We start from the raw sequence: 23,576 nt of genomic DNA on the forward strand, positions 1-23,576 counted from the left end.
ACTTTTCAACCCTGGTAAAGTAATGTTATGATGCATATACACGCAACTCCTTTTGTTTGTTTTAGTCGTATAAAACAAGGATAACAAATCAGGAGCTTGCGTGCTTTTTTTGTCTTTTTTTCTTTTGATGAGGGTTTCCACTAGCCGTTTCTAGCATTCGAGGCATCGCGTGAGGCGGCGACTCCTGCGGGAACAGCGCGAGCCGAAGATCCACTTTGGCAAACGCTTTTCTTGCCAAAGTTAGCTGAGGCCGTGCCCGCGGAAAGCGTCCGCCGGTAAGCGATGCCTCGAATGCCTCCACCCAAACTTGTCAGAATTTTATCCAAACCCCAACATATATATTAGAGCCTATTTAATAAAGGTTCTCTTTAAAATAAAAAAATCCACTCTATCCCAAAAAAGGGACGAATAGATTCGCGGTACCACCCTCGTTACCTGTAAAAAGGTCACTCGATTAATGGATAACGGTATAAAACCGAAAGGGAAAGTTCCCTTTATGCTTATAGAACCCAAATTCAATAAAAGCATACTACCTGTTTTCACTATCCAGGTTCACTTTTAAGTAGTGGCTAATATCTACTACATTCTAATCAATGCATCATTATTTCGTATTATATTGTAAAAAAATTATAAGTTACTTTCCCTATAATTGCAAGTGAATTTATTTTGAATTTTTTAGGAATATCCTACTTCTGATTTATTTTTAATAATTTACAATTTTTTTCTCGATTTTTCCCCAAAATTTATCAAAATCAGATTATAATAGGGATAGAAATAAAGAATCTGCTTTGGAGGTATGACATAGTGAAGAAATGGCAATGGGTCGTTACAATCGTATTTACCATTTTTGTAGTACAAGGAATTGTACATACGAACACCGTGCACGGGGATGAAGAGTCAGAAGGTGGAATGGAAGTTAAATTCCATCAAACATATGAAACAACACTGGAAGGAAAGGTAATACCTGATCCATTACCACGTTTTGCTTATGACTCAGGCTTAAACTTTGAGTATCCAGATGCAGTAAGGGGAATTTACGTAACTGCACACTCTGCTGGGGGATCGCGTTTTGACACGCTGATTAATTATGTAAATGACACTGCTTTAAATTCAATGGTAATAGATGTGAAAGACGATGATGGGTTAATTGCTTATGATGTAGATGATGACGTTGCTCACGCAGAATACTCACGCAACTTTATAAGTGACCCACGGGCAATGCTTGAACGTTTAGAAGAGGAAGAGATTTATCCTATCGCACGTCTTGTAGTATTTAAAGATACTAACTTAGCAATGGACCGCCCAGAATGGTCATTCACACGAGACGGGGATGTATGGGTGAACGGAAGAAATGAAGCGTTTGTAAATCCGTTTGTTCAAGATGTTTGGGATTATAATATTGAAATTGCAAAGGAAGCGGCTGAATTAGGATTTAAGGAAATTCAGTTCGATTATGTTAGGTTCCCAGAAGGGTTTGAAAACCTTGATGAAGAACTTGATTATACTCGTGGGGACTATGACGATGCAAGTTTAGATAATGTTAAAGAACGTGTACGAGCTGTTACAGAGTTTGTAGCATATGCACGTGAAGAATTATCGGAATACGATGTAGATGTTTCTGTTGATATCTTTGGTTATGCAGCAACGATTGAGGAAGCACCTGGTATTGGTCAAAACTTCGCACAAATCGCTGATAACGTAGATGTGATATCTTCGATGATTTACCCAAGTCATTGGACACCATACTTTGATATTCCAGAACCTGACCGTGAACCATACAACTTAGTAGATGAATACGCACAAGTTGAAAATGACTTATTAGATCAACTGGATGAAAAACCAGTTTCTAGACCATGGTTACAAGACTTTACTGCTAACTGGTTATATTCTTCTGGCCAAGCTTTTGTATACGGACCAGAACAAGTAGAAGCACAAATTCAAGCATTATATGATAATGGAATTTACGAATACTTGCTTTGGGCACCACAAAATAGCTATACAGAAGGCGTAAATTACGACCCGCAATAAACCACGAGAGGGATTTCGGTGTGAAGCTGAAATCCCTTTTTTTGATAATATATCTGTAAGAATTGTGAATGTGAGTTGGCTTTTCTGAATAACGACCTACTTTTTTTGGTGAAGTTTAATCTGGAGAATTAATAGTAGTATATTTTCACTGTGAAAAATTTTGCCGGCATAGGAATTGTCTTTTCGGGTGGTTAGCAAGCTTTTGCCGGCGGAAAAATCGATTTGCGGGTGAAGGGTTCTTTATGCCGGCAAATACTACAATATACAGGTGAACCATTTCGTATGCCGGCATAAAGTAGTGTTCATGGCTCGATACATTTTTTGAAGGATACCACATTTATTTATTCAACTTTAACTCATACTTGCGATAATTAGAGTTTATGAATGTATATTTAAGGGAATAATATCAAATACTTTTGAGGTGCGACCTTATCGTTATAAACAATCCATTATGCACTTATTTGCGAATTAACAGATTCCCAAGCATTGGATATAATTAATAGTGGATGTTTCATTCGATTTATTAATAGGACAACGAGAAGGGGTAGATCTATGAATTGGTATAAAAAATTAAATCAATACTTTCCAGTTGAAGAGATGAAATCAAAGGAACATATGGAAAAGCTTTTAAAAGATAAGAGCGAAGTTTATCGTAAAGATGAAGGAGAGCACCACGTGCTTATGTATGCTGAATTTGATACCTTTATTTTTATTGACTATGTATATGTATCTCCAGAGTCAAGAGGAGAAGGCTTAGGACACAAGCTTCTTGAGCAATTAAAGGAAAAAGGTAAACCCATCATTTTAGAAGTTGAGCCAGTTGATTATGAAGATACAGATTCAGAAAAGCGATTAAAATTTTATCAACGAGAAGGCTTTGAACATGCACAATCAATCGGTTATGCTCGCCGTTCACTAGCTACTAATGAAATTAACTCAATGGAAATTTTATATTGGTCGCCTGAGAAGGAATCCGAGGAAGCCATATTTGATAAAATGAAGCGTATGTATGAACAAATTCATACGTATAAAGATGAAGAAATTTATGGAGAATCGTATCAACCAGTTGAAGAAGTTCTTAAAATTGATAAGGATCGAAATACAGATCTGTTCGATGGCTTAAAAAAGCCAAAAGGTGTTTAGAATAAGCGATTTTATAAAGAGCTACTACATTTTTGTAGTAGCTCTTTATTGTAGAAAATAGTTTGTGAAGAATTTTTCAAAAAAATTTGGATATCATGTTTATTTATTGTTTAAAAGGGTAAAACATAAATAGGACATAGTTTGTGAATATGAACATTTATTTACAGAGTCATACATGCCCTATGAATTTTGTAGGATTTATAGTATACTTAAGTAAATCATCTAGATTAAAGTAATTTTAAAGTAAGAAATATTATCATAAATCTATCTAGTCACCTAAGCCGTTTTTAAAGGAGAGTGAATGGCATGGTAACATTATTTACATCGCCAAGTTGCACATCTTGTAGAAAGGCAAGAGCTTGGTTAGAGGAACATGAAATCCCTTTTGTAGAACGCAATATCTTCTCGGATCACTTATCAGCAGATGAGATAAAAGAAATTTTGCGCATGACAGAGGACGGAACCGATGAAATTATATCCACACGATCTAAAGTGTTTCAAACATTAGATATCAGTTTAGATCAGATGCCTTTAAAGGATTTAATTAACTTAATTCAAGAAAATCCTGGATTGCTACGTCGTCCGATCATCATAGACGAAAAGCGTTTGCAGGTTGGGTACAACGAAGATGAAATTCGTCGTTTCTTACCTCGTAAAGTTCGTTCTTTCCAGTTAAAAGAAGCACAAAGACTTGTAAATTAGAAAATATATTGCCGGGCTATATTACATAGCTCGGTTTTTTTTTTAATTAGGCCTATTGTAATTACAAACACGATAAAAAGAATTGGTAATAAGAGATGAAGTATTGTATAACTATGTACAAACGAAGATAATACCTCTTCTTTTATAATTAGTTCAGCACTTGTATATGCTAATAATGATGCACCCAAGTAACTAATGAATGAATACTTGTCCATTAATTTAAGTAACAAACTGCTTCCAAAAATAATAATTGGTACTGACACAATTAAGCCAAATAGAATGAGGAAAATGTTTTGGTTTGCAGCGGCTGAGATAGCAAGTACATTATCAAAACCCATCACCACATCTGCAATGACAATTGTCTTTACTGCACCAAATAATGTCGTAGAAGAATGTATATCTTGTTCTTGTTGGTGGTCGACTAATAATTTTACAGCTATTACGAGTAAGAATAACCCACCAATTAATTGAATGTAGGGAAGCGTTAATAAAAAAACAGCTAATGTTGCCAATATAAATCTAATTGATATTGCAAGGCTTGTCCCAATAATGATTGCTCTTCTTTGATGTTTACGAGGCAAGTTTTTACTGGCCATTGCAATTACAATTGCATTGTCACCACCAAGGATTAAATCGATCCCGATTATGATTAATATTGCTTTTACTAAATCCCATTGAATATCTAATAAAATTTCCAAATAAATTCCCTCCAATAGACGTGACAAATAGATTAAATTGTTTTAGAATAATTCATTAAATACACTTCATTGAGCAGGAATTTATGTAGTTTTTGTTGAAGTTTGTAGGCAGAAGTGGATTTCAAATGAATCATAAACAAATCATTTTCGTATAAGGCTCACCTATCATACAATATGAGTAGAGGAAGAACTTTATGTAAGATGATTGAAGGCAAATTAAATCGGGTAATATAAATAGTAAAGTAAAAGTCGGGTGAATCCTTCCCATAAAATACGGATGGTAGAGAAGGGAGAGGAACAACATGGAAATAGAAAGAATTAATGAAAATACGTTAAAATTTTATATATCATATAATGATATTGAAGAACGAGGCTTCAGTCGTGAGGATATTTGGTATAACCGTGAAAAAGGGGAGCAATTATTCTGGGAAATGATGGATGAAGTAAATGACCAAGAAGATTTTAATGTTGATGGCCCTCTGTGGATTCAAGTACAAGCTATGGATAAAGGTTTAGAAATTGTGGTAACTAAAGCCCAAATTTCTAAAGATGGTAATAAATTAGAACTTCCAGATATGGAAGATGAGGATGAAAATGAAGAAGTAAATGAGAAAATAGATAACTTAATTGAAAATTCATTTCCGACAAAACAAGAAAGAAAAACGTCAAAACGAAACAAACCTAAAAAAGATCAAAAGAAACGTAAACGTTTAGATGATGATTTAACAATCACTATTTATTTTGACGATATAGAAGATGTAATTTCCTTAAGTCATTCTTTCCAAGATTCACGTTTTCTTGAAGATCAATTATACGCTTATGATAATCAATACTTCCTTCATATAGGGTTTCCAAATGGTTTCTTAAGTGAAGATGAACAAGAAAACCAAGTGAGTCAGCTTTTAGAATATGGTGAAGAGTCTTCCTTTACGGTTCATTATTTACACGAATATGGAAAACAAGTATTTGATGAGCAAGCACTCAAACAATTACGTGAACATTTCTAAAAAAAGTTGCGTAAGTATAGTTGAACATGTCGTAAAGATCTCTTATTCGAGATTTTTTTCGACATGTTTTTTTATTTGTTTAGTCCATTTATGCACTAATTTTGCGTTATTAGGAATATAATAAAGAGATAATCGCGCATTCGACAATTTTAGTAATTAATTGACATATTGCGTGATAAACATAATTTCAGTATGGTATAAATAGGAATCATCTTTTACAACTGACTAGTCTATTTATATTAAATTACATACATTACCGAAGCAAGTTAGGGAAAAGAGGATTTAATAATGATGAAATGGCTCCAGGTGTTGTTTTTCACCGCTATCGTAGTGGCAGTAGGTTTTTTATCTTATAATATTTGGGAAGGCCAAGTGATTACGGCATTCTCCATCTTTCTTACTATTTCTGGGATTCTCATTGTTTTCATCATTTTTATTGAAAATAGAGATCCTTCGCAAACATTAAATTGGATACTGGTGTTTGCCATATTTCCGGTATTAGGATTCTTTTTCTATTTACTTTTTGGAAGAAACTATGCAAAAACAAAGCGATTTGAGCAAAAGAAAATATTAGATGAACAGGCTTTCGACCAAATTGAAGGCAATAAACAATTAGTAGAGCATGAATTAAATCAAATGGGTGATCACCAACGCATGTTCTTTCGCTTGGCTCATCATCTTGGAAAATCCCCCATTTCATTTAGTTCTGAAACAAAAGTCCTTACAAATGGTGACGAAACATTTCCGGCTATTAAAAAAGCTCTTAGGGAAGCAAAACATCACATTCACATGGAATACTACATTGTACGTGATGACGAATTGGGAAGAGAAATTAAAGATATTTTAGTGGAAAAGGCAAAAGAAGGAGTCGAAGTTAGGTTTTTATTTGATGCGGTAGGTAGTTGGAGGTTATCAAGTGATTTTAAGCAGGATCTCATAAAAGCAGGTGTTGAGATTCAGGCGTTTGCCTCTGTTAAGTTTCCGGTGATCGGAAATAAATTAAATTACAGAAACCACCGCAAAATTATTGTAATTGATGGGGAAATTGGCTTTACAGGTGGATTAAACATCGGCGATGAATATATGGGGAAGGATTCCTACTTTGGCAAGTGGAGAGATACCCACTTATATGTTAGAGGAGAATCGGTTCGCTCGTTACAATTAATATTTATTCAAGATTGGCACTATGAAACGAATCAGTCCCTATTAACTCAAGAATACTTGTCACCCGAAATGCTTACCAATGAAGACTTAGGTGGCGTGCAAATGATCGCTGGGGGTCCAGATAGTCAGTGGGAAGTAATAAAAAAGCTATATTTCTCGATGATTATATCTGCAAAAAAGTCAATTTCTATTGCTTCTCCTTATGTTATTCCCGATGACGACATTCTTACTGCTTTAAAAGTAGCAAGCTTAAGTGGGGTTGACGTTAAAATTCTTACGCCTGCAAGACCAGATAAACGGATTGTATTCCACGCATCTCGCTCCTATTTCCCAGAATTGATGGATGCTGGAATCCGAATATATGAATATAAAGAAGGTTTCATGCACAGTAAAATTGTAATCGTAGATGAGGAATTGGCGTCTATTGGGACATCAAATATGGATATGCGCAGCTTCCATTTGAACTTTGAAGTGAATGCTTTCTTATTTCGAACAGAGAGCACTGCTAAACTTGTCGAGGATTTCCAACATGATATAGAAATAGCGGAAGAATTAGAGCCAGATCGTTTCAAAAAACGACCTATAACACTCAGAGTCATGGAATCATTATTCCGTCTCATGTCGCCACTATTATAAGATTGGCGACGTGAGAAATATTACTATATAGGATGTGATCTTATTTGTTGACTGCTCTAAATCAAAATAAAAAATCATTTGTAGCCCCGCTTTTAAGTCGTTCTGAACTGGACGAAATCAGAAAAGAAGACTTGACCTGCCCAAGCTGTAGACAACCTGTTTTGTTAAAGGCTGGGAAAATTAAAATTCCGCACTTTGCACACCTCGCAAAATCTACTTGTAAGTTTGGTTCCAAGGAATCTATTGAGCACTTAGAAGGGAAGTTGATACTATTTAAGTGGTTACAAGCACAAGAGATCCCAGCTAGATTAGAGTATTTTATTCCATCCATTCAACAAAGAATAGATATTTTAGTGAAATGGAATAATCAATTTTATGGATTAGAATATCAGTGTTCTAAAATCCCTTATGAACAGCTGAGAGAAAGATCGGAAGGAATGATGAGTCTCGGCATTACTCCAATTTGGATTTTTGGAATGAAATTTTTAAACAGAAAGCGTAATTCACACCTTGGATTAACTTCATTGCTTCAAACTTCGATCATCCACTTTCCAGAAGTAGCATCTTCAAGAATTTTCTTTTTGAACTCCTTAATGAAAGACTTTCAAATATTTTATCCGAAAGCACGACTAAATCATACTGCCTTTGGAGGTTTTATTCAAAAACCAATCACGAATTTATCGTTCCCCGAATTATTTTCTCTTGAGAATAATCATTCAGTTAATTATAGTTTCACTTGGCTAAATTGGAAAAAGTCACTCCGAACTAAGCCTCCATTCGCAATGACAGAATTAGAATATAATTTCATGAAATACTTATACTTCCGGCAATTACATCCTCAAAATTTACCTTCTATCATAGGTTTACCATCCATAAATAGCTGGCATTACTTACAACCAGATTATATTTGGCAATCCGCTTTCATAATAGATTATTATACAAAGATTCCAGTAGGAGAGTCATTCACTTACCAGGAAGCGTATAGGTCAGTGGCTAAATACTTTCAAGAGAAATTAACTACAGTTTATCCTTCTCCATCAATTCATCCACTTTACAGCTACTTATTGTTACTTGAGGAATTGTGCTATGTCAAAAGCACAAATCGTTCAACGTTTAAGAAGTGCAAGCAGGTTTTGTTTCCTAAAACATTAGACCAAGCTTTATTATTTGATCAAAATCTTATGTATTTATTAAATAAATTACGTAGCTAACGAAATAAATATATTTTATTTAGCGTTTCTAACTATTATCTTTTTACTTTTGTGCGAATTTTTTATAAAATAATGAATTGTAGGAAAAAATAATTTTAGGGGGCTACATACATGTCTGAAGGTTCAACTGGATTAAAAACAAGAGAGCAAGTAAGTACGGATTTAACATGGGATTTAGAAGCTATTTTCCCAACGGACGAAGCATGGGAAGAAGAGTTAAAGCAATTGAAATCAGATTTGCCAATTATCACGGAATATAAAGGTAAAATAGCGGAGTCCTCTGAGCAATTATTAGCGGTATTAAAACTAGAAGATGAGTTAAAAAATCGATTATCTAAGTTATATGTTTATTCCCATATGAAAAGTGATCAAGATACAACCAATGGAAAGTATCAAGATCAAGATGCTAGAGCAAAAATGTTAGTTTCAGAAATGATGAGTGCGTTTAGTTTTGTTACACCTGAAATCTTGGCTATGTCAGATGTACAAATAAGGCAATTTATTTATGAAAATGATGAGTTAAAACATTATGATAAAACTTTAATTGATATTATGGAATCACGTCCGCACGTGTTAAGCGAAAAAGAAGAAGCACTACTAGCTCAAGTATCAGAAGCTACACAAGCAGCTGGAAACACCTTTGGAATGCTGAATAATGCTGACTTAACGTTCCCTACAATTAAAAATGAAGAGGGAGAAGAAGTCGAGCTTTCACACGGTCGTTTTAGAGACTTTTTAGATTCGAAAGACCGTAATGTAAGAAAAGAGGCTTTTGAAGCGATGTATGATACGTTTGGTCAATTTAGAAATACATTTTCTGCAACATTAAGTGGCCAGGTGAAAAAGTCTAATTTCTTTGCGAAAGCTCGTAACTATTCTTCAGCTAGGGAAGCTGCACTTGATGCCAACCACATTCCTGAAACAGTATATGATAACTTAGTAGATGCAATTAATGACAGACTGGGTTCTTTACATCGTTATATGGAACTGAAGAAAAAGATGCTAGATGTTGATGAACTTCATATGTATGATATCTATGCTCCATTGGTAGATGAAAAAATTGAAGTTTCTATTGAAGAAGCTAAAGAATATGTAGTAGAAGGTTTAGCGCCTTTAGGGAAAGAGTACACGGATATAGTTAAAAAAGGATATGAAGAACGTTGGTTTGATTGGGAAGAAACAAAAGGTAAACGAAGTGGTGCCTATTCATCTGGTGCATATCTTACAAATCCGTATATTCTAATGAATTGGCAGGATAATGTGGATAATTTATTCACACTTGCCCATGAGCTTGGTCATTCGTTGCATAGCTATTATACGAGAAAGTATCAAGCACCTCGGTATGGAGATTATTCAATATTCGTAGCCGAAGTAGCTTCTACAGCAAATGAAGCGCTATTAAATGATTATTTACTAAAGAGATTGGATGATAAGAAAAAACGATTATACTTACTTAACAATTTCTTAGAAGGATTTCGTGCTACAGTCTTCCGTCAAACGATGTTTGCAGAATTTGAACATGCGATTCATCAACACGAACAGAATGGTGGAGCATTAACAGCAGATCAACTAACGGAAATGTACTACAAATTAAACCAAAAATATTTCGGTGAGAATGTACATGTAGATGAAAGGATTGGTTTGGAGTGGGCACGTATCCCTCATTTCTATATGGGATATTATGTGTACCAGTATTCCACAGGGTATGCAGCTGCAACAACTTTAGCTGCTAAAATTTTAGACGAAGGTGATCCTGCAGTGGAAAGATTTAAAGACTTCTTAAAGGCTGGAAGCAGTGAAGATCCAATTGATGTCCTGAAAAAAGCTGGGGTTGACATGACTACGAAAGAACCGATTTATGGGGCGTTAGACGTTTTTGATGAGAAACTATCTGAGTTTGAGCGTTTATTAAACGAATAAAAAAACATGGAAGAAGCTCTGGGAGTTCGATCCCGAGCTTCTTTTTTAAAAAAATTATAGACCATAAGTTGTCCCAACATGTTACCTAACTGTGCGACCGAAAGTATTATCTATATCTAATGGTCGAATGTCTTTGGAATATACTATAAATAAACAAAAATAATACTAAAAAAAGAACGGGAAAACTAATAAGTCGTGGCACTAATTGCATCATTCCTAATAAATTAAATAAAAAAGCACCTATGAGTAATATAAGCCAGAACAAGAAGATGACCATGTTCATCATTCCTTTCTGGTACTAATCATATGGTGCTTTCTAAATTATTATGCGAGATATTTCCAGAACGTCCCGTACTTTACAGGGATTCTTTCAACTTTTCTAGCCAGTTGTAACTTTTTAAGTTCTCGTTCCGCTTTTTCCTTTGACCAGTCATAGACAACGGAAACTTCTTCCGATGCTACAAATTCAAAATGTGATAAAAAGTCTTCTAATTTTGGTTTTTTAGAAGGTATAGAGTATTGATTCATCATTTCAAAAAGTGCATTCACATAAGTGTTATAGTCATTTACACCAGAAATTTTAAGTCCATCTTGATGGTCTTCACGATTAAGTAAGACAATTGTAGGTACTTTTTCAATTTCCATTTCTTGCGAGACGTGTAAATCACACTGTAAAGCACGTTTTGCAGTGTTTGAATGTAAATCGTTCTTAAACTCTTCCACATCCAAATTGACTTTTTCTGCTACTTCGATTAATACGGATTCATCAGAAATATTCTTTTTATCTAAAAATAAATATTCCTGAAGTTTTCTTAAAAATCTACTTCCAGGCTTTATTCCTTGTAACTCTGCAGCTTTAATAGCTAAGGACGTCAGCCATGGAGAAGACACTGGATTCATTAACCAAGTGTCTTCGTCGCAATTCATTCCGTTGTTATAAGGTACTTTTCGCCATGTCGTTTGTAATTTTTCCGATGCGTTTAGTGAAGATATATTAAGATTGGATGATTTCCCAGTCACGATCGGACGCAATTTAAAGTAACAACCATATTCTATTGCGAGTTTTTTAATATATGGCTCAAAGGACCAACATTCCGGACAAAGTGGATCCACAAAGAAATAGATTTCTACTGGTTTATTTAATACATTACAAAAGTCAACTTGGGAATTATCGTTAGCTGTTAAATTTACCATGACATCTGCTGTCTTATCTACCACAACGATTCCCCTTTCTTCTGTCTATTCAGGTGTGTTCATCATATGATTTGCTGTCATTGTAAGTCGTTCTAAAATCGAGCTATTATATGGTTCTTCAATTCCAGCCTCATCTAAAGCTTCAGCCATACATGCAAGCCAAGCATCTCTTCTCGTCGGTGTGATGGGAAAAGGAGAATGTCTTGCACGTAGCATCGGGTGTCCGTGCTCTTGATTATATAAGTCCGGTCCACCAAAGAATTGTGTTAAGAATTGTTTTTGTTTTCTAGCTGTTTCCGTTAAGTTTTCAGGGAAGATAGGTATGAGATCTGGATGCATTGCTACGCGATCATAAAACGCATCTACTAAACGATCTACTGCCGGTTCTCCGCCGATTGCTTCGTACACATTAGCTTGTTGATGTGCCATAATTCATCCCTTTCTTTTATTCACTTCATTATTGTAGCAACGGTCTGATTTCACATCAAATAAAACGGTTATCATCATTGATTGAAAGAAACACTATTGAAAAAGCGTTCAATTTTATTTTTCGTTGGGCGCTCTTCAATATTGTACTCTTTTAATAGTTGCTTGAAGGTTTGCTTTCCTAAACTAGCATTCGTCGCTTCTAGTTCTAACTCATAATCTTCCATGTCGTTATACGTACTGTGATCCAATACTAAAATGGTGTGCTCTTTTTTCTTTTCTAATCGCTCGGTTTGTAAAGAGCCAGCATAACGCAAATCAGAGGACTGGATTCCGAACTCGTCCAATTGTTCTTTAATATTGGGTGGTAGTGTAATAACATTTTTCATCCAATTTTGAAGTGTATCTTCTGAAACAGAATCGTGAGTTTCTAATAAGCCATTCGAGTGTGGTTGTTTTAAAGTAGCTACATATGTTTCGTCTTTTTTTCGAATTCTGAGTGCAGCCAGGTTGTCCCTTAATTGAAAATCACTTGTTTCAAAATAATAATTTACTTGTCTAATTGGTTCCTCTTTTTGAAAAAAATCGTTAACTAGATTCGTATATTCATTATATGTAAGTATGTTTTTAAATTCGATCTCTATTTCTTGCATGTGTATCCCTCCAAGAACTACACCTTATTATGAAGGATTATTTGGAAGTAATCAATAATTATGACCTTTGGTAAATTATGATACAATATACGTAGGTCACAAGGTTTTTCATGAAAGTGAGGGAGAAACTGTTGAAATGGGACATATTTTTGGCTCCATACAGTCAAGCAGTAGATGAACTAAAAATTAAGTTAAAAGGTATGCGTAAACAATTTGATTATGAATCAAGGCACTCTCCCATAGAGTTTGTCACCGGCCGAGTGAAACCAATTACAAGTATTATTGATAAAGCTAAAACTCGAGAGATCCTATCTAGTAACATTGAAGAGGAAGTACAAGACATTGCTGGATTAAGGGTTGTATGCCCCTTCGTAGATGATATTTACGAAGTAGTCGACATGATTCGGGACCGTCAAGACTTTGAAATAGTGGAAGAAAAAGATTATATTGAGAAAAATAAAGAAAGCGGTTATCGCTCGTACCATTTAGTTATTAAGTACCCTGTAGAAACCATTCATGGGGAAAAGTTAATTTTAGCTGAAATTCAAATACGAACATTAGCAATGAACTTTTGGGCGATTAATGAACACTCTTTAAATTATAAATATTCTGAGCAAATGCCAGAAGATGTGAGAAATCGACTGAAAAATGCTGCAGAAGCTGCGTTTCGTTTAGATGAAGAAATGTCTAAAATCCGTCAAGAAATAAGAGAAGCTCAACAAGTGTTCAGACGAAAACAAGATTAATATCTACAGGTAAAGGTGGGCTAACATTGAAGTTTGCAGTGCAGTGTAGAGGAGATCAAACATCTAAAGAAATTAAATCCAAATTCCGAAGTTATTTATCTGAATTTCAAATGGAATATAATGAAGAGGAACCAGACTTAGTCATCTCTGTAGGTGGAGATGGAACATTGTTAGAGGCTTTTCATAGATATGTGCATCGGTTAAATGAAACAGCATTCATAGGTGTGCATACTGGCCACCTTGGTTTTTATGCCGACTGGGTTCCAGACGAACTGGAGAAGTTGATCATTGAAATCGCACGTACCCCTTTTCAAGTCGTCGAATATCCTCTATTGGAAATCACTATTCGACCGAAAGAATATGATGAGGAACATCGTTATTTAGCTTTAAATGAATCTTCAGTGAAAACTGCAGAGGGATCAGTGGTGTTGGATGTAGATATTAAAGGAGAACACTTTGAAACTTTCCGTGGAGACGGGTTATGCCTGTCTACTCCTTCTGGTTCGACTGCTTATAATAAAGCATTAGGAGGAGCGATTATTCACCCCTCATTAGAAGCATTCCAAATCACCGAAATGGCTTCTATTAATAATAGGGTATTCCGAACAGTTGGTTCTCCATTAATCTTACCGAAGCATCACACAGCAGTTATGAGACCTAAAAACAATAGGAGCTTTTTAATTACAATCGATCATTTATCGATGACATTTAATCAAGTGCATAGTATTCAATGTCGTGTTGCAAAAGAACGAGTTCGTTTTGCTAGGTTCCGTCCATTTCCTTTTTGGAAACGTGTCCATGACTCCTTTATTTCCAACGAACGAACAGAGTTTTAAAAAGAAGGCGATTAATATGAAATTGTTGTTTAGAATCAAATCACAAGAACAAGGTCAGCTCGTGCGTGAGTATTTATTTCATGTGCGAGCTTTTTCTAATCAATTACTTAAAAAGATAAAGAATAATGGAAAAATACTTTTGAATGGGGAGGAAGTGACAGTCAGGGCCACTTTAAAAAATCAAGATGAGTTAATGATTAAGCTGCCAGTGGAAAAAGTGAGTCCAGCTATTACACCTGTAAACGGGGAATTAAATCTTATTTATGAAGATGAACATATTCTTATTGTGAATAAGAAAAGAGGATTGGCTGTATTACCGAACCCTAATGATCCAAGTGGTAAGAATCTTGCTGCCTTTATCCTTGATTATTATGAGCGGAACCAAAAGGAAGGGGCAATCCACATTGTGAATCGACTAGACCGTTATACTTCGGGTGTCGTCATGATTGCAAAACACCGATATATGCACCACTTAATGCAGCAATGTGATGTCTATAAGCGATATATTGCTGTAGTTGAAGGTGAGATGAGTAAGAGAAGTGCTACCGTGAATTACCCAATTTCAAGGAATTTGCCATCTATTATTGAAAGAAAAATTGATCCTAATGGAAAAAGAGCCATTACCCATTATCGACTACTTCGAGTGATAGGGAATGACTCTTTGGTTGAATTAATATTAGAAACGGGAAGAACGCATCAAATTAGAGTGCATATGGCTTCTATTGGTCACCCGCTAGTAGGTGATGACTTATATGGTGGTAGTAATAAACGATTATATGGCCAGGCGCTACATTGTAGAGAAGTGTCTTTTATCCACCCAGTTACTTCAAAGCTTCTTACATGTTTCGCCAATGTACCAGAAGACCTCATGAACCTCCATTAATTATCTTCCGTTTCAAACATAAAGGAACGTTTTCGTGAATGAACATTTAAAATTAAACCAATTGCTGCCATGTAGATTAATAAAGAGGTACCTCCATAACTCAAGAACGGAAGAGGTAGACCCGTAAGTGGTAACAATTGAATGGACATGCCAATATTTTGGAATATTTGGTAAGCAAACATACCTACAATTCCTACACAAAGGTACGTTCCAAATGGATCTTTACATTCTAATGCAATTTGAATAATACGATAAATCATTAAGAAATAAAGCACAATTACTACACTTGAACCGATGAACCCAAATTGTTCTGCAATTGCTGTGAAAATCATGTCTGTATGACGTTCTGGAATATACACATCATATACTCCAATTCCTTTACCAAACAACTGTCCAGACCCAATTGATTGCATCGACTTAATTACTTGCATGGCTGAACCATCTTCATACAAATGTGGATCTTGCCAAGCTTGGACACGATAGATAATATGCCGGAATGGTGTACTTTCAATAAATGTAGTTACTTGAGCTGTAAAGGTTAAATAAAGAACGGTGATAACTGTTGCTATACCCGCAGCTATTGCCATAATAACTAAAATGACGCGCCAGCGAATTCCAGAAACTAAAATTAAAAATGCAGCTATGGATAGAATAACTAGTGATGAACCTACATCTGGCTGAATCGCAATTAAAACTAGTGGTGGTAATGTAAGTCCAACTATTTTTCCTAATAATACTAAGTCATAGGTTAAATTCTTTGTTTGCCATTTTTCATTATGCCTAGCTATAACATGAGCTAACGTGATTGCTAAAAATACCTTCATGAACTCTGAAGGTTGTATCGTTTGATTGGTAGGCAATAAATACCAACGGGTCGCGCCGTTTGCTTCAAAACCCCATGGTAAAACAAATAGTCCAGCGAGCATCCCGACACCTAAAATATATAAGGGCCATGCCAACTTACGATAACGGTCAAAATCAAGAATCATGATCATAGCAATACCAATTGCACCAAGCGTAAACCAAATTCCTTGTCTTATATGAAAATTTTGGCCGCGAATATTAGCAGGCAGATGATCGATTAACGTATATAAAGTAAAACTACTGATCGCAATCAGAGCGAATATAACAGTAACGAGAAATGTATCAACTTTCATTTCATTTTTTCTATAATCCATTTATGTACTCCTCAAAAAAGTATTCGTTATTCTATTTTCAATCATTTGTCAACATTCGTCAACGTGAACTCTTAAACAGTTTGTGATAGATTTAAATATATGTAGAAAATTATTGCACAAGATCCACTAAAATGTTTAATTAATAATGGTATATAATTAGATGGAGATAAGGGGGGGGAGCTTTTATGGATAAGTTAGAATTTGAAAATAAAGATCAAATATGGGAAAAAATTAATCTTGCAATTAAAAATGATCAAATAGACCATTTTCGTGCACACTTCTTAGAGCTTCACCCATACCAACAAGCTCAAGTACTTCAGGAATTGGATAGCACAGATCGAAAATTAGTATATACGTACTTGTCTCCAGAGGAAATGGCAGAAATATTACAACACGTTGACTTTGAAGATGTCGGACCATTATTTTCTGAAATGGATCCACGATATGTTGCACAAATACTTGATGATATGTCGACAGATGATGCGGTAGATATTTTAAATTATTTAGAAAAATTTGAAGTTACTAGTTATTTAGCATTAATGAACAAGCAAGAAGCTTCCGAAATCAGGAGATTACTGCAATACGAAGAGAGAACTGCGGGAAGTATCATGACAACGGAATATATTGTTGTCAATCAGAATATGTCCATTAAAGATGCGATGCATCACCTTCGTCGCGAAGCTCCTGATGCTGAAACAATTTATTATATTTTTGTAGTAGATGATGACAAAAAATTGGTCGGAGTTATTTCTTTAAGAGATTTAATCATTGCAGAAGATGATTGGCAAGTAAAAGATATGATGAGTGAACGTGTGGTTTATGTTCCTGTAACAGAAGACCAAGAAACAATTGCTAAATTAATGCGTGATTACGATTTCTTAGCTCTTCCAGTAGTAGATTATAAAGATCACTTATTAGGTATTATTACTGTAGATGATATTTTAGATGTTATGGATGAAGAGGCAAGTGATGACTATTCCAAACTTGCTGGTGTGACAGACATGAATCGCACAGACCAAAGTGCTATTGAAGCTGCGAAAAAGAGGTTACCTTGGTTAATCATACTTTTATTTCTCGGTATGATCACAGCAAGCTTGATTGGGCAATTTGAAGATACGTTAGAACAGGTAGCAATTTTAGCAGTATTTATCCCATTGATCGCTGGTATGGCTGGTAACACTGGTACACAAGCGTTAGCTGTAACTGTGCGTTCCATTGCTACAGGTGAAATTTCTAAAGAAGGATTTTTAACCAGATTGAAAAGGGAGTCGTTAACAGGAGTACTAACTGGCGTGACTTGTGGCATTATTATCGTTCTCGTAGTAGTTGTTTGGCCCCCAGGCGGAATTTATCTAGGTTTAGTTGTAGGTATATCGATTGTAGTTTCTTTATTTGTTGCTACTATTGCTGGAGCATTTTTGCCAATATTAATGCACAAATTAAATGTGGACCCAGCAGTTGCAAGTGGACCATTCATTACAACCATTAACGATATTATTGCAGTTATTATTTACTTTGGAACCGCGACTTTATTTATGCACTTACTTGTTTAAGCTTACAACAATTGTTAACTATATACTCACGATTTATAGATTATATTTAGGAAGAATATTATTTAATATAAAGTGGCTAGTAAAGAAAAACATTGAGTATTGCTTGTTTTTTATATAAAATAGGAGTAGGTACTAATAACAAATAATAATTTTATAATAACAGGAGGCATTCCAATGAATTTTTCTTTAGAAGGTCGTACGTATATCGTGATGGGTGTAGCAAATAAGAGAAGTATCGCGTGGGGAATTGCAAAAGCGTTGCATGATTCTGGCGCACGCTTAATTTTCACATATGCTACAGAACGTTTTGAAAAACCAGTTCGTGACTTAGCAGAAAGTTTGGACCGTGACGATTCATTATTTTATGAGTGTGATGTAACAGACGATGAGGCGATTAATGAAACATTTACTAACATTAAAAATGATGTCGGTGTAGTCCATGGTTTAGCGCACTGTATTGCGTTTGCAAATCGTGATGAGTTAAAAGGTGAATTTATTGATACATCACGGGAAGGCTTTTTATTAGCACAGAATATTAGTGCCTTCTCCCTCGCTGCAGTATCTAGAGCTGCTCGGGATGTCATGACTGAGGGCGGAAGTATCATGACACTTACTTATCTAGGTGGCGAACGTGTTGTAGAGAATTATAATGTGATGGGTGTTGCAAAAGCTAGCTTAGACATGACGATGCGTTATGCAGCGAACGATTTAGGAAAGTATGGTATTCGTGTCAATGCAATTTCTGCTGGCCCAATCCGTACACTATCTGCAAAAGGTGTAGGCGACTTTAATTCTATTTTAAAAGAAATTGAAGAACGTGCTCCTCTAAGAAAAGCTGTTACACAAGAGGAAGTAGGAGATGTCGCTTACTTCTTAATGAGTGATTTATCTAGAGGGATTACCGGTGAGATACTCCATGTTGATTCAGGGTATAGCATTCTAGGTAAGTAAAATATACATTAGCGGTGATTTCACTTCTGACAAGCAACTCGCATAAATTAGGTTGTAAGCCTAATTGAGAGGAGTTTATCCATGTCAGATCATCAAGTGAGACCACCGCTTTTATTTGTATCTAGCAAGATTCATACGACACCTCAAGTTCAAGCACAATCTCAATATTACAGTAATCATAAAAAGGACAAAGATGAAAAAAAACAACAGGAAGAATCTAATGAAACAGGTCGTAAAAAGTTTCAACAGATGTCCTTAGATGACCGTTTTCGTTACATTTCTGAGTTACCAAGCATTATGCCAAAAATGAAGTGTGAAGTTGTGACCGAGGAGCAAGCATACACAGGGATAGTAGATTTAATCGATGAAAGAATGCTTGTGTTAAAAATAATAGAAAATGGTATGAAAATTAAAATTAAACGGGATTCTATTATGGATATAAAGTTAGTCGGATTTTAATATGAACTATTATAAATAACAATTACCTTTATGTAATTAAACGATAAGAAAAAGAAGAGCCTACCATGGCTCTTCTTTTTTTATCCTAATGCTCTTACTGCAGGTAGACATGTGACATGGCAGAAGCATTTTAAATCAACGGTAATACAAATTCCAGTCGCTCTTAAATTTGCTGTTTTCTGTTTCGTTGGATCTTGGAAATTCGACTGAGAATCGGAAGGATCTCTTAATAATTCCAGTGTGGCACAACAATCTTTATCTACTTTCTTTACTCGGAAATAGAAGCTTGCTAGGACCGTTTTTTGCTGATCATTTCGTACACCATACCCTTTAAATGTTTTGCATTCACAATAAAGGAGGACAGGTACAGTATCTAATCCGGTAGGGGAACTAACATCTCCGAGTAAATCTTGAATCGATTGCTCACACCCAATATCACACTCCTCCACAATATCACTTTGCGCATCAACGATTTGACGCAATATGTCACAAACACAATTTTCTGTTTGGTGCTTTTCACGACAAGACATAATTCGTCTCCTTTCTAGTCATATGACCTTTGTTACGTTAATAATGTATGTCGCCTAATTTGATTTGTGTGGGCGAATGTATATTTTTAAAGGAAAGTAACAGTCTTTTATAAGGGCACTTACCTAGTCTAACTTTAGACATTTGCATATAGTAATAGAGAACGCAAGAAACAAAAGGGAGTGAAAGATGTGTCAGATGAAAAGAAGGAGATTCATGTAAAGGATTTAATCATAAAGGCAGACAATGTGCACTTTGAACCTGTGGAAAGAAAATCAGATCCTTGGTTTGGTGCAAGAGAGGCTGAAGTTCCTCCGCATCATGAGGAACACACACACGAAGAGCCCGTAGACCATAAGGAAGATGATGAAGAACGCCGACCGCCATTTTTCTGGATATAATGTATGGAGCTCGCTAAATTGCGAGCTCTTTTTCATTTTTCCAATGGTAATCTAATAGGTGAGACAGATTATACCTTGAAAAGTAATACGAAATACGAATACTTTATAAGAAATAAGGGTATAGAAAAAGTAACGAAGGAGGTAGGTTGTATGGGTTATATTCCACCGGTTCATCAGAATCACTATAGCCAGTACCATCGAAGAGTGATTGGAGAAACTAAACCAACCATCTCATTGGACCGAACTTTCCGAACAGAACTCGAAGGTAGATTAAGAAAGCGCCGTGAAGAGCTAGAGGATGAGCGCAAACAATTAATCGAAAGAAGAAAACAATATAAGTCTGTCCAAGACGACAGTGATGACACTGATCAGAACAATCAAAATAGCAAGAAACAAAGTGAATTAAAACAGCATTTATATACGCCTGAAGAGATTGATGCTTTTAAGTCAAGACATCAAAAAGTAAGAAAACAAACAGGAAAAGGAAGGCATTTTAGCGAATCAATCTAAAAGAAACATTTTTAGAAGGAGTTTGTTAAAATGAAGCAACTAAATGATTCATGTTATGTATTTGAAAGCGCCGTCAATATTGGTTATGTGCATAAAGGGAATTATGGAATGTTAATTGATGCAGGTATTGATCAATCGAGCATACGTAAAGTAATTAGAGAATTAGATGAAGCGAATCTTCCTATTACTCATTTATTTATTACCCATGCCCATGCAGACCATTATGGCGGCGCTAATTATGCAAAGAAGAAGCTTGATTTAAAAGTAATTGCACCTACATTAGAAGCTGCAATTTTAGAAAATTCCATACTAGAGCCTATTTATATGTTACAAGGAAACTTTCCTTTAACAGAAATTCGAAATAAGTTTTTAGAAGGTCCGCCTGTTCAAGTAGATATAACGGTCGAATCAGGTATACAAAAATTAGATAACCATTTCGAAGTTGAATTAATAGCTACTCCAGGTCATAGTTATCATCAGTTAGCTGTCGGTATTGATGGAATTTTATACGCTGCAGATAGTTATTTTGGTAAAGAAGAAATTTTAAAACATAAGATTCCCTTTATTACTTCAGCAGATCAAACGTTAGCTAGTTTAGAAATGTTACTCGAAAAAGAATTTTCTGGATCTGTGCCAGGGCATGGACCGTATGAAGAAAACTTTAAAAGTACTATTCAAAAAAATATTGAAGTACATCAAGATATTTTAGAAGAAGTAAAAACAATGGTTGCATGTAGTCAGGGTGGAATCACCCATGAAAATATAGTAGCTGAAATGATGGAAAAGTATCATATCAAAGCTGATCAGTTATCCTTATTTCTACTTCACCGAACAGCAATAACTGCTTACATTACGTCATTAATTGAAACTGGCGAAATTGTATCTATTATTAAAAATTATCGCTGGATGTATCAATTAAATGAGTAAGTTAACCAGATTGAGTTGGGGAAACTGCAGTAGGTAGGATGTAAAATCCATTTTCCTTACTCCATTCTGCATACATAATTTCACTTAGATCTAATCCTTGAAGATTTAATTCTTTGAGGATTTTTTGTTTTGTTAAAGAAGTTTCTTTTAAGTTTTCAACTATTATTTGCCCATCCGAAATAATAGTGATGGGTAATTCTACTGTTTTAGGTGCTTGATTTAGTACCTCATTGGTTGGTGTTTGGTGAAGATATTTTTTTACCACATTGATGGTGCCATTTGTTTCAAAAACTGCGAATTCAACTTCTTGTAGGGAAAAAACCCCTTTATCTCTCAATAAATGCATCAGTTGGTTAATGTCAAGTTTTGACTTTTTCATTACTTCTCTTTGAATTTTTCCTCTTCTAATTATAAGAGAGGGAGCACCTTCCAAGAGCTTTCGAGTTCTTCTGAATTTTTGTGTAACTAGTTCGGTAAAATAAATCAGGATACCCCATAACCCTACTGCATAAAGGATCATGCTAATTCCTACTTCGGGGTCGAAAAGCGCATTACCGACTAGCTCTCCAAGCACTAATGCAGCAATGAAGTCAAAGGCAGTAATCTGTGTGATTTGTGACTTCCCTAGTAACTTAGTTAATGTAAACAAGGCAGTGAAACCTACTAAAGTTTCAACGGTTATTCTCATGAAGTCCATTGCAACACCGCCTTTTTTATTCAATAGTATGGGCGATGGATCTGGATTTCATGTATCAAAAATAAAAAACGAACAAATAACTTTTTACAAGTTACTTGCTCGCTTTGTGGTTTATAAAAAATTAGAAGCTTTTTACCATAGTTACATGCGGGATTCCAGCATCCATGAATTCCTCAGAGATCACAGAATATCCTAATTGCTCGTAAAATTTAATTGCATACGTTTGAGCGTTTAGTTTAGCTTTATAATACCCTTCATCTCTAATATAATCTTCCATTGTTTTAATGATCTTCTGACCGTGATATTTTCCTCGCTCTTCCTCAAGAACACAGATCCGCTCTAATTTTCCAAACTCTGCAACAAAACGAAGTCGACTAGCGGCAACGGGTTGTCCAATGTCATTATGGCCAAGGAAGTGAATGGAGAAGTCATCGTGCTCATCCATTTCTTCTTCGATTGGGACATTTTGTTCTTTAACAAAAACCGTTTCACGGATTCGGTATGCTTCGTCTATTTGTTCTTTCGTTTTGGCAATACTTACTGTTAGCATAGAAATCTACCCCTTACCAAATTTAAAGGTCTCGTATACAGTCCAAGTGCCATCTTCCAACTGATACAATAATTGAAAACGATCAATAGTGTCCTTCATATCAAAAGTGACCATCTTTAAGCTCCCAAAAACATCAGAGTGTTCATCATCTGAAAGCGCTTGGCTAATGGTGATGTGAGGTACAAAAGAAAACTGTCGATCATCTGGTAGATTACCTTCATGCATTCGATCATTTAGGTGAGTTAGATTGTCATTCGGTTCAACTTTTAAATAAACCGTGTTTGTTGCTGGACTAAATGAACTCACTTTTTTGATTTCAATATCAAAGGGTTCCATTTCTTTCGCAATTTTAGAAAGTTCATTAGCGATCTCATTAATCTCACTTTGTGATGCTTCGAACCTTTCTTTTAAAGTAATATGCGGTGGAATTCTAGAATAATTTGGGTCGTAACGCATACGATAAGAATTAGCCTCATCTTGCACATCTTTTGATGGGAATATTGCAACTCCATAACTTAAATTCTTTGGCATAAAATGATCCCTCCATAATTTCAATTGTATAATCTCTCACATTG

At 35.3% G+C, this 23,576-nt stretch carries 25 protein-coding genes and 1 other annotated feature; of the genes, 16 read left to right on the plus strand and 9 right to left on the minus strand.

Features of this window, described 5'->3' with window-relative positions:
• Window positions 1-397: 397 nt before the first annotated feature.
• Window positions 398-603: a binding site (T-box leader), on the minus strand.
• 201 nt (window positions 604-804) lie between these two features.
• The 3 genes from G532_RS0100010 (at window position 805) to spxA (ending at window position 3,873) form a co-directional block, all read left to right on the plus strand.
• The gene (locus tag G532_RS0100010) at window positions 805-2,028 is read left to right on the plus strand and encodes a putative glycoside hydrolase (RefSeq protein WP_035512330.1); all 1,224 of its coding nucleotides are present in this window, start codon (window positions 805-807) and stop codon (window positions 2,026-2,028) included.
• Between the two features lie 552 nt (window positions 2,029-2,580).
• Window positions 2,581-3,171, plus strand: a complete 591-nt coding sequence (locus G532_RS0100015) for a GNAT family N-acetyltransferase (RefSeq protein WP_027962920.1) — start codon at window positions 2,581-2,583, stop codon at window positions 3,169-3,171.
• Between the two features lie 306 nt (window positions 3,172-3,477).
• Entirely contained in the window at window positions 3,478-3,873 is a 396-nt protein-coding gene (gene spxA / locus G532_RS0100020) for a transcriptional regulator SpxA (RefSeq protein ID WP_027962921.1), read from the plus strand.
• Here the strand turns inward: spxA and G532_RS0100025 are convergent.
• Window positions 3,870-4,571, minus strand: coding sequence for a TerC family protein (locus G532_RS0100025; protein ID WP_084500446.1), 702 nt, complete (start codon window positions 4,569-4,571; stop codon window positions 3,870-3,872). The two genes, spxA and G532_RS0100025, sit on opposite strands and share 4 nt — an antisense overlap.
• A 302-nt stretch (window positions 4,572-4,873) precedes the next feature.
• Here G532_RS0100025 and mecA point away from each other — a divergent pair, with 302 nt between their 5' ends.
• The 4 genes from mecA (at window position 4,874) to pepF (ending at window position 10,509) form a co-directional block, all read left to right on the plus strand.
• Complete coding sequence (gene mecA, locus G532_RS0100030; protein ID WP_027962923.1) at window positions 4,874-5,578, plus strand: adaptor protein MecA; 705 nt, start codon at window positions 4,874-4,876, stop codon at window positions 5,576-5,578.
• Window positions 5,579-5,866: 288 nt separating this feature from the next.
• Window positions 5,867-7,378 carry a cardiolipin synthase gene (gene cls / locus G532_RS0100035; protein ID WP_027962924.1) on the plus strand — a complete coding sequence of 504 codons (1,512 nt, stop codon included), beginning with the start codon at window positions 5,867-5,869 and terminating at the stop codon, window positions 7,376-7,378.
• 44 nt (window positions 7,379-7,422) lie between these two features.
• Window positions 7,423-8,589 carry a competence protein CoiA gene (locus tag G532_RS15525; RefSeq protein ID WP_027962925.1) on the plus strand — a complete coding sequence of 389 codons (1,167 nt, stop codon included), beginning with the start codon at window positions 7,423-7,425 and terminating at the stop codon, window positions 8,587-8,589.
• Window positions 8,590-8,700: 111 nt separating this feature from the next.
• On the plus strand, window positions 8,701-10,509 hold the full coding sequence (pepF, locus tag G532_RS0100045; protein WP_027962926.1) for an oligoendopeptidase F: 1,809 nt from the start codon (window positions 8,701-8,703) through the stop codon (window positions 10,507-10,509).
• Window positions 10,510-10,833: 324 nt separating this feature from the next.
• Here pepF and G532_RS0100050 read toward each other — a convergent pair whose 3' ends face one another.
• The 3 genes from G532_RS0100050 to G532_RS0100060 form a co-directional block, all read right to left on the minus strand.
• Window positions 10,834-11,727, minus strand: a complete 894-nt coding sequence (locus G532_RS0100050; RefSeq protein WP_281170512.1) for a ClpXP adapter SpxH family protein — start codon at window positions 11,725-11,727, stop codon at window positions 10,834-10,836.
• A gap of 21 nt (window positions 11,728-11,748) precedes the next feature.
• A complete protein-coding gene (locus tag G532_RS0100055) occupies window positions 11,749-12,132 on the minus strand; it encodes a globin domain-containing protein (RefSeq protein ID WP_027962928.1) in 384 nt (127 codons plus the stop codon).
• A 74-nt stretch (window positions 12,133-12,206) separates the two neighbouring features.
• Window positions 12,207-12,782, minus strand: coding sequence for a CYTH domain-containing protein (locus G532_RS0100060; protein WP_035512331.1), 576 nt, complete (start codon window positions 12,780-12,782; stop codon window positions 12,207-12,209).
• Window positions 12,783-12,892: 110 nt separating this feature from the next.
• On the opposite strand from G532_RS0100060, the gene yjbM reads away from it, so the two are divergent.
• The 3 genes from yjbM to G532_RS0100075 are packed head-to-tail and all read left to right on the plus strand — an operon-like array spanning window position 12,893 to window position 15,247.
• A complete protein-coding gene (yjbM, locus tag G532_RS0100065) occupies window positions 12,893-13,528 on the plus strand; it encodes a GTP diphosphokinase (protein WP_425402109.1) in 636 nt (211 codons plus the stop codon).
• Window positions 13,529-13,554: 26 nt separating this feature from the next.
• Complete coding sequence (locus tag G532_RS0100070) at window positions 13,555-14,364, plus strand: NAD kinase (RefSeq protein ID WP_027962931.1); 810 nt, start codon at window positions 13,555-13,557, stop codon at window positions 14,362-14,364.
• Between the two features lie 16 nt (window positions 14,365-14,380).
• Window positions 14,381-15,247: an RluA family pseudouridine synthase gene (locus tag G532_RS0100075; RefSeq protein WP_027962932.1), complete on the plus strand. Its 867-nt coding sequence runs from the start codon at window positions 14,381-14,383 to the stop codon at window positions 15,245-15,247.
• Here the strand turns inward: G532_RS0100075 and G532_RS0100080 are convergent.
• Window positions 15,244-16,425, minus strand: a complete 1,182-nt coding sequence (locus G532_RS0100080) for an FtsW/RodA/SpoVE family cell cycle protein (RefSeq protein ID WP_027962933.1) — start codon at window positions 16,423-16,425, stop codon at window positions 15,244-15,246. The genes G532_RS0100075 and G532_RS0100080 overlap by 4 nt on opposite strands.
• Window positions 16,426-16,610: 185 nt before the next feature.
• Between G532_RS0100080 and mgtE the strand changes: the two genes are divergently transcribed.
• The 3 genes from mgtE to G532_RS0100095 all read left to right on the plus strand — a co-directional run bounded on the left by mgtE (window position 16,611) and on the right by G532_RS0100095 (window position 19,388).
• Window positions 16,611-17,978, plus strand: a complete 1,368-nt coding sequence (gene mgtE, locus G532_RS0100085) for a magnesium transporter (RefSeq protein WP_027962934.1) — start codon at window positions 16,611-16,613, stop codon at window positions 17,976-17,978.
• A 174-nt stretch (window positions 17,979-18,152) separates the two neighbouring features.
• Window positions 18,153-18,929: an enoyl-ACP reductase FabI gene (fabI, locus tag G532_RS0100090; RefSeq protein ID WP_027962935.1), complete on the plus strand. Its 777-nt coding sequence runs from the start codon at window positions 18,153-18,155 to the stop codon at window positions 18,927-18,929.
• Window positions 18,930-19,010: 81 nt separating this feature from the next.
• Window positions 19,011-19,388: a CotO family spore coat protein gene (locus tag G532_RS0100095; protein ID WP_027962936.1), complete on the plus strand. Its 378-nt coding sequence runs from the start codon at window positions 19,011-19,013 to the stop codon at window positions 19,386-19,388.
• An 80-nt stretch (window positions 19,389-19,468) separates the two neighbouring features.
• Here the strand turns inward: G532_RS0100095 and G532_RS0100100 are convergent, their stop codons facing one another.
• Window positions 19,469-19,918, minus strand: a complete 450-nt coding sequence (locus tag G532_RS0100100) for a CotY/CotZ family spore coat protein (protein WP_027962937.1) — start codon at window positions 19,916-19,918, stop codon at window positions 19,469-19,471.
• A gap of 189 nt (window positions 19,919-20,107) precedes the next feature.
• On the opposite strand from G532_RS0100100, the gene G532_RS14470 reads away from it, so the two are divergent.
• From G532_RS14470 to G532_RS0100115, 3 genes are all read left to right on the plus strand, one after another.
• Window positions 20,108-20,317, plus strand: coding sequence for a hypothetical protein (locus G532_RS14470; RefSeq protein WP_035512332.1), 210 nt, complete (start codon window positions 20,108-20,110; stop codon window positions 20,315-20,317).
• 150 nt (window positions 20,318-20,467) lie between these two features.
• Window positions 20,468-20,827 carry a hypothetical protein gene (locus G532_RS0100110; protein ID WP_027962938.1) on the plus strand — a complete coding sequence of 120 codons (360 nt, stop codon included), beginning with the start codon at window positions 20,468-20,470 and terminating at the stop codon, window positions 20,825-20,827.
• 30 nt (window positions 20,828-20,857) lie between these two features.
• Window positions 20,858-21,754: an MBL fold metallo-hydrolase gene (locus G532_RS0100115; RefSeq protein ID WP_027962939.1), complete on the plus strand. Its 897-nt coding sequence runs from the start codon at window positions 20,858-20,860 to the stop codon at window positions 21,752-21,754.
• Window position 21,755: 1 nt separating this feature from the next.
• On the opposite strand, the gene G532_RS0100120 is transcribed toward G532_RS0100115, so the two are convergent.
• The 3 genes from G532_RS0100120 to G532_RS0100130 form a co-directional block, all read right to left on the minus strand.
• Window positions 21,756-22,451, minus strand: coding sequence for a DUF421 domain-containing protein (locus tag G532_RS0100120; RefSeq protein WP_027962940.1), 696 nt, complete (start codon window positions 22,449-22,451; stop codon window positions 21,756-21,758).
• Between the two features lie 121 nt (window positions 22,452-22,572).
• The gene (locus tag G532_RS0100125) at window positions 22,573-23,001 is read right to left on the minus strand and encodes a GNAT family N-acetyltransferase (RefSeq protein ID WP_027962941.1); all 429 of its coding nucleotides are present in this window, start codon (window positions 22,999-23,001) and stop codon (window positions 22,573-22,575) included.
• A 6-nt stretch (window positions 23,002-23,007) separates the two neighbouring features.
• Window positions 23,008-23,532, minus strand: a complete 525-nt coding sequence (locus G532_RS0100130) for a YjcG family protein (protein ID WP_027962942.1) — start codon at window positions 23,530-23,532, stop codon at window positions 23,008-23,010.
• Between the last annotated feature and the right edge of the window lie 44 nt (window positions 23,533-23,576).

The organism is Halalkalibacillus halophilus DSM 18494, assembly GCF_000423105.1.
In the GTDB taxonomy this organism is placed as follows: domain Bacteria; phylum Bacillota; class Bacilli; order Bacillales; family Alkalibacillaceae; genus Halalkalibacillus; species Halalkalibacillus halophilus.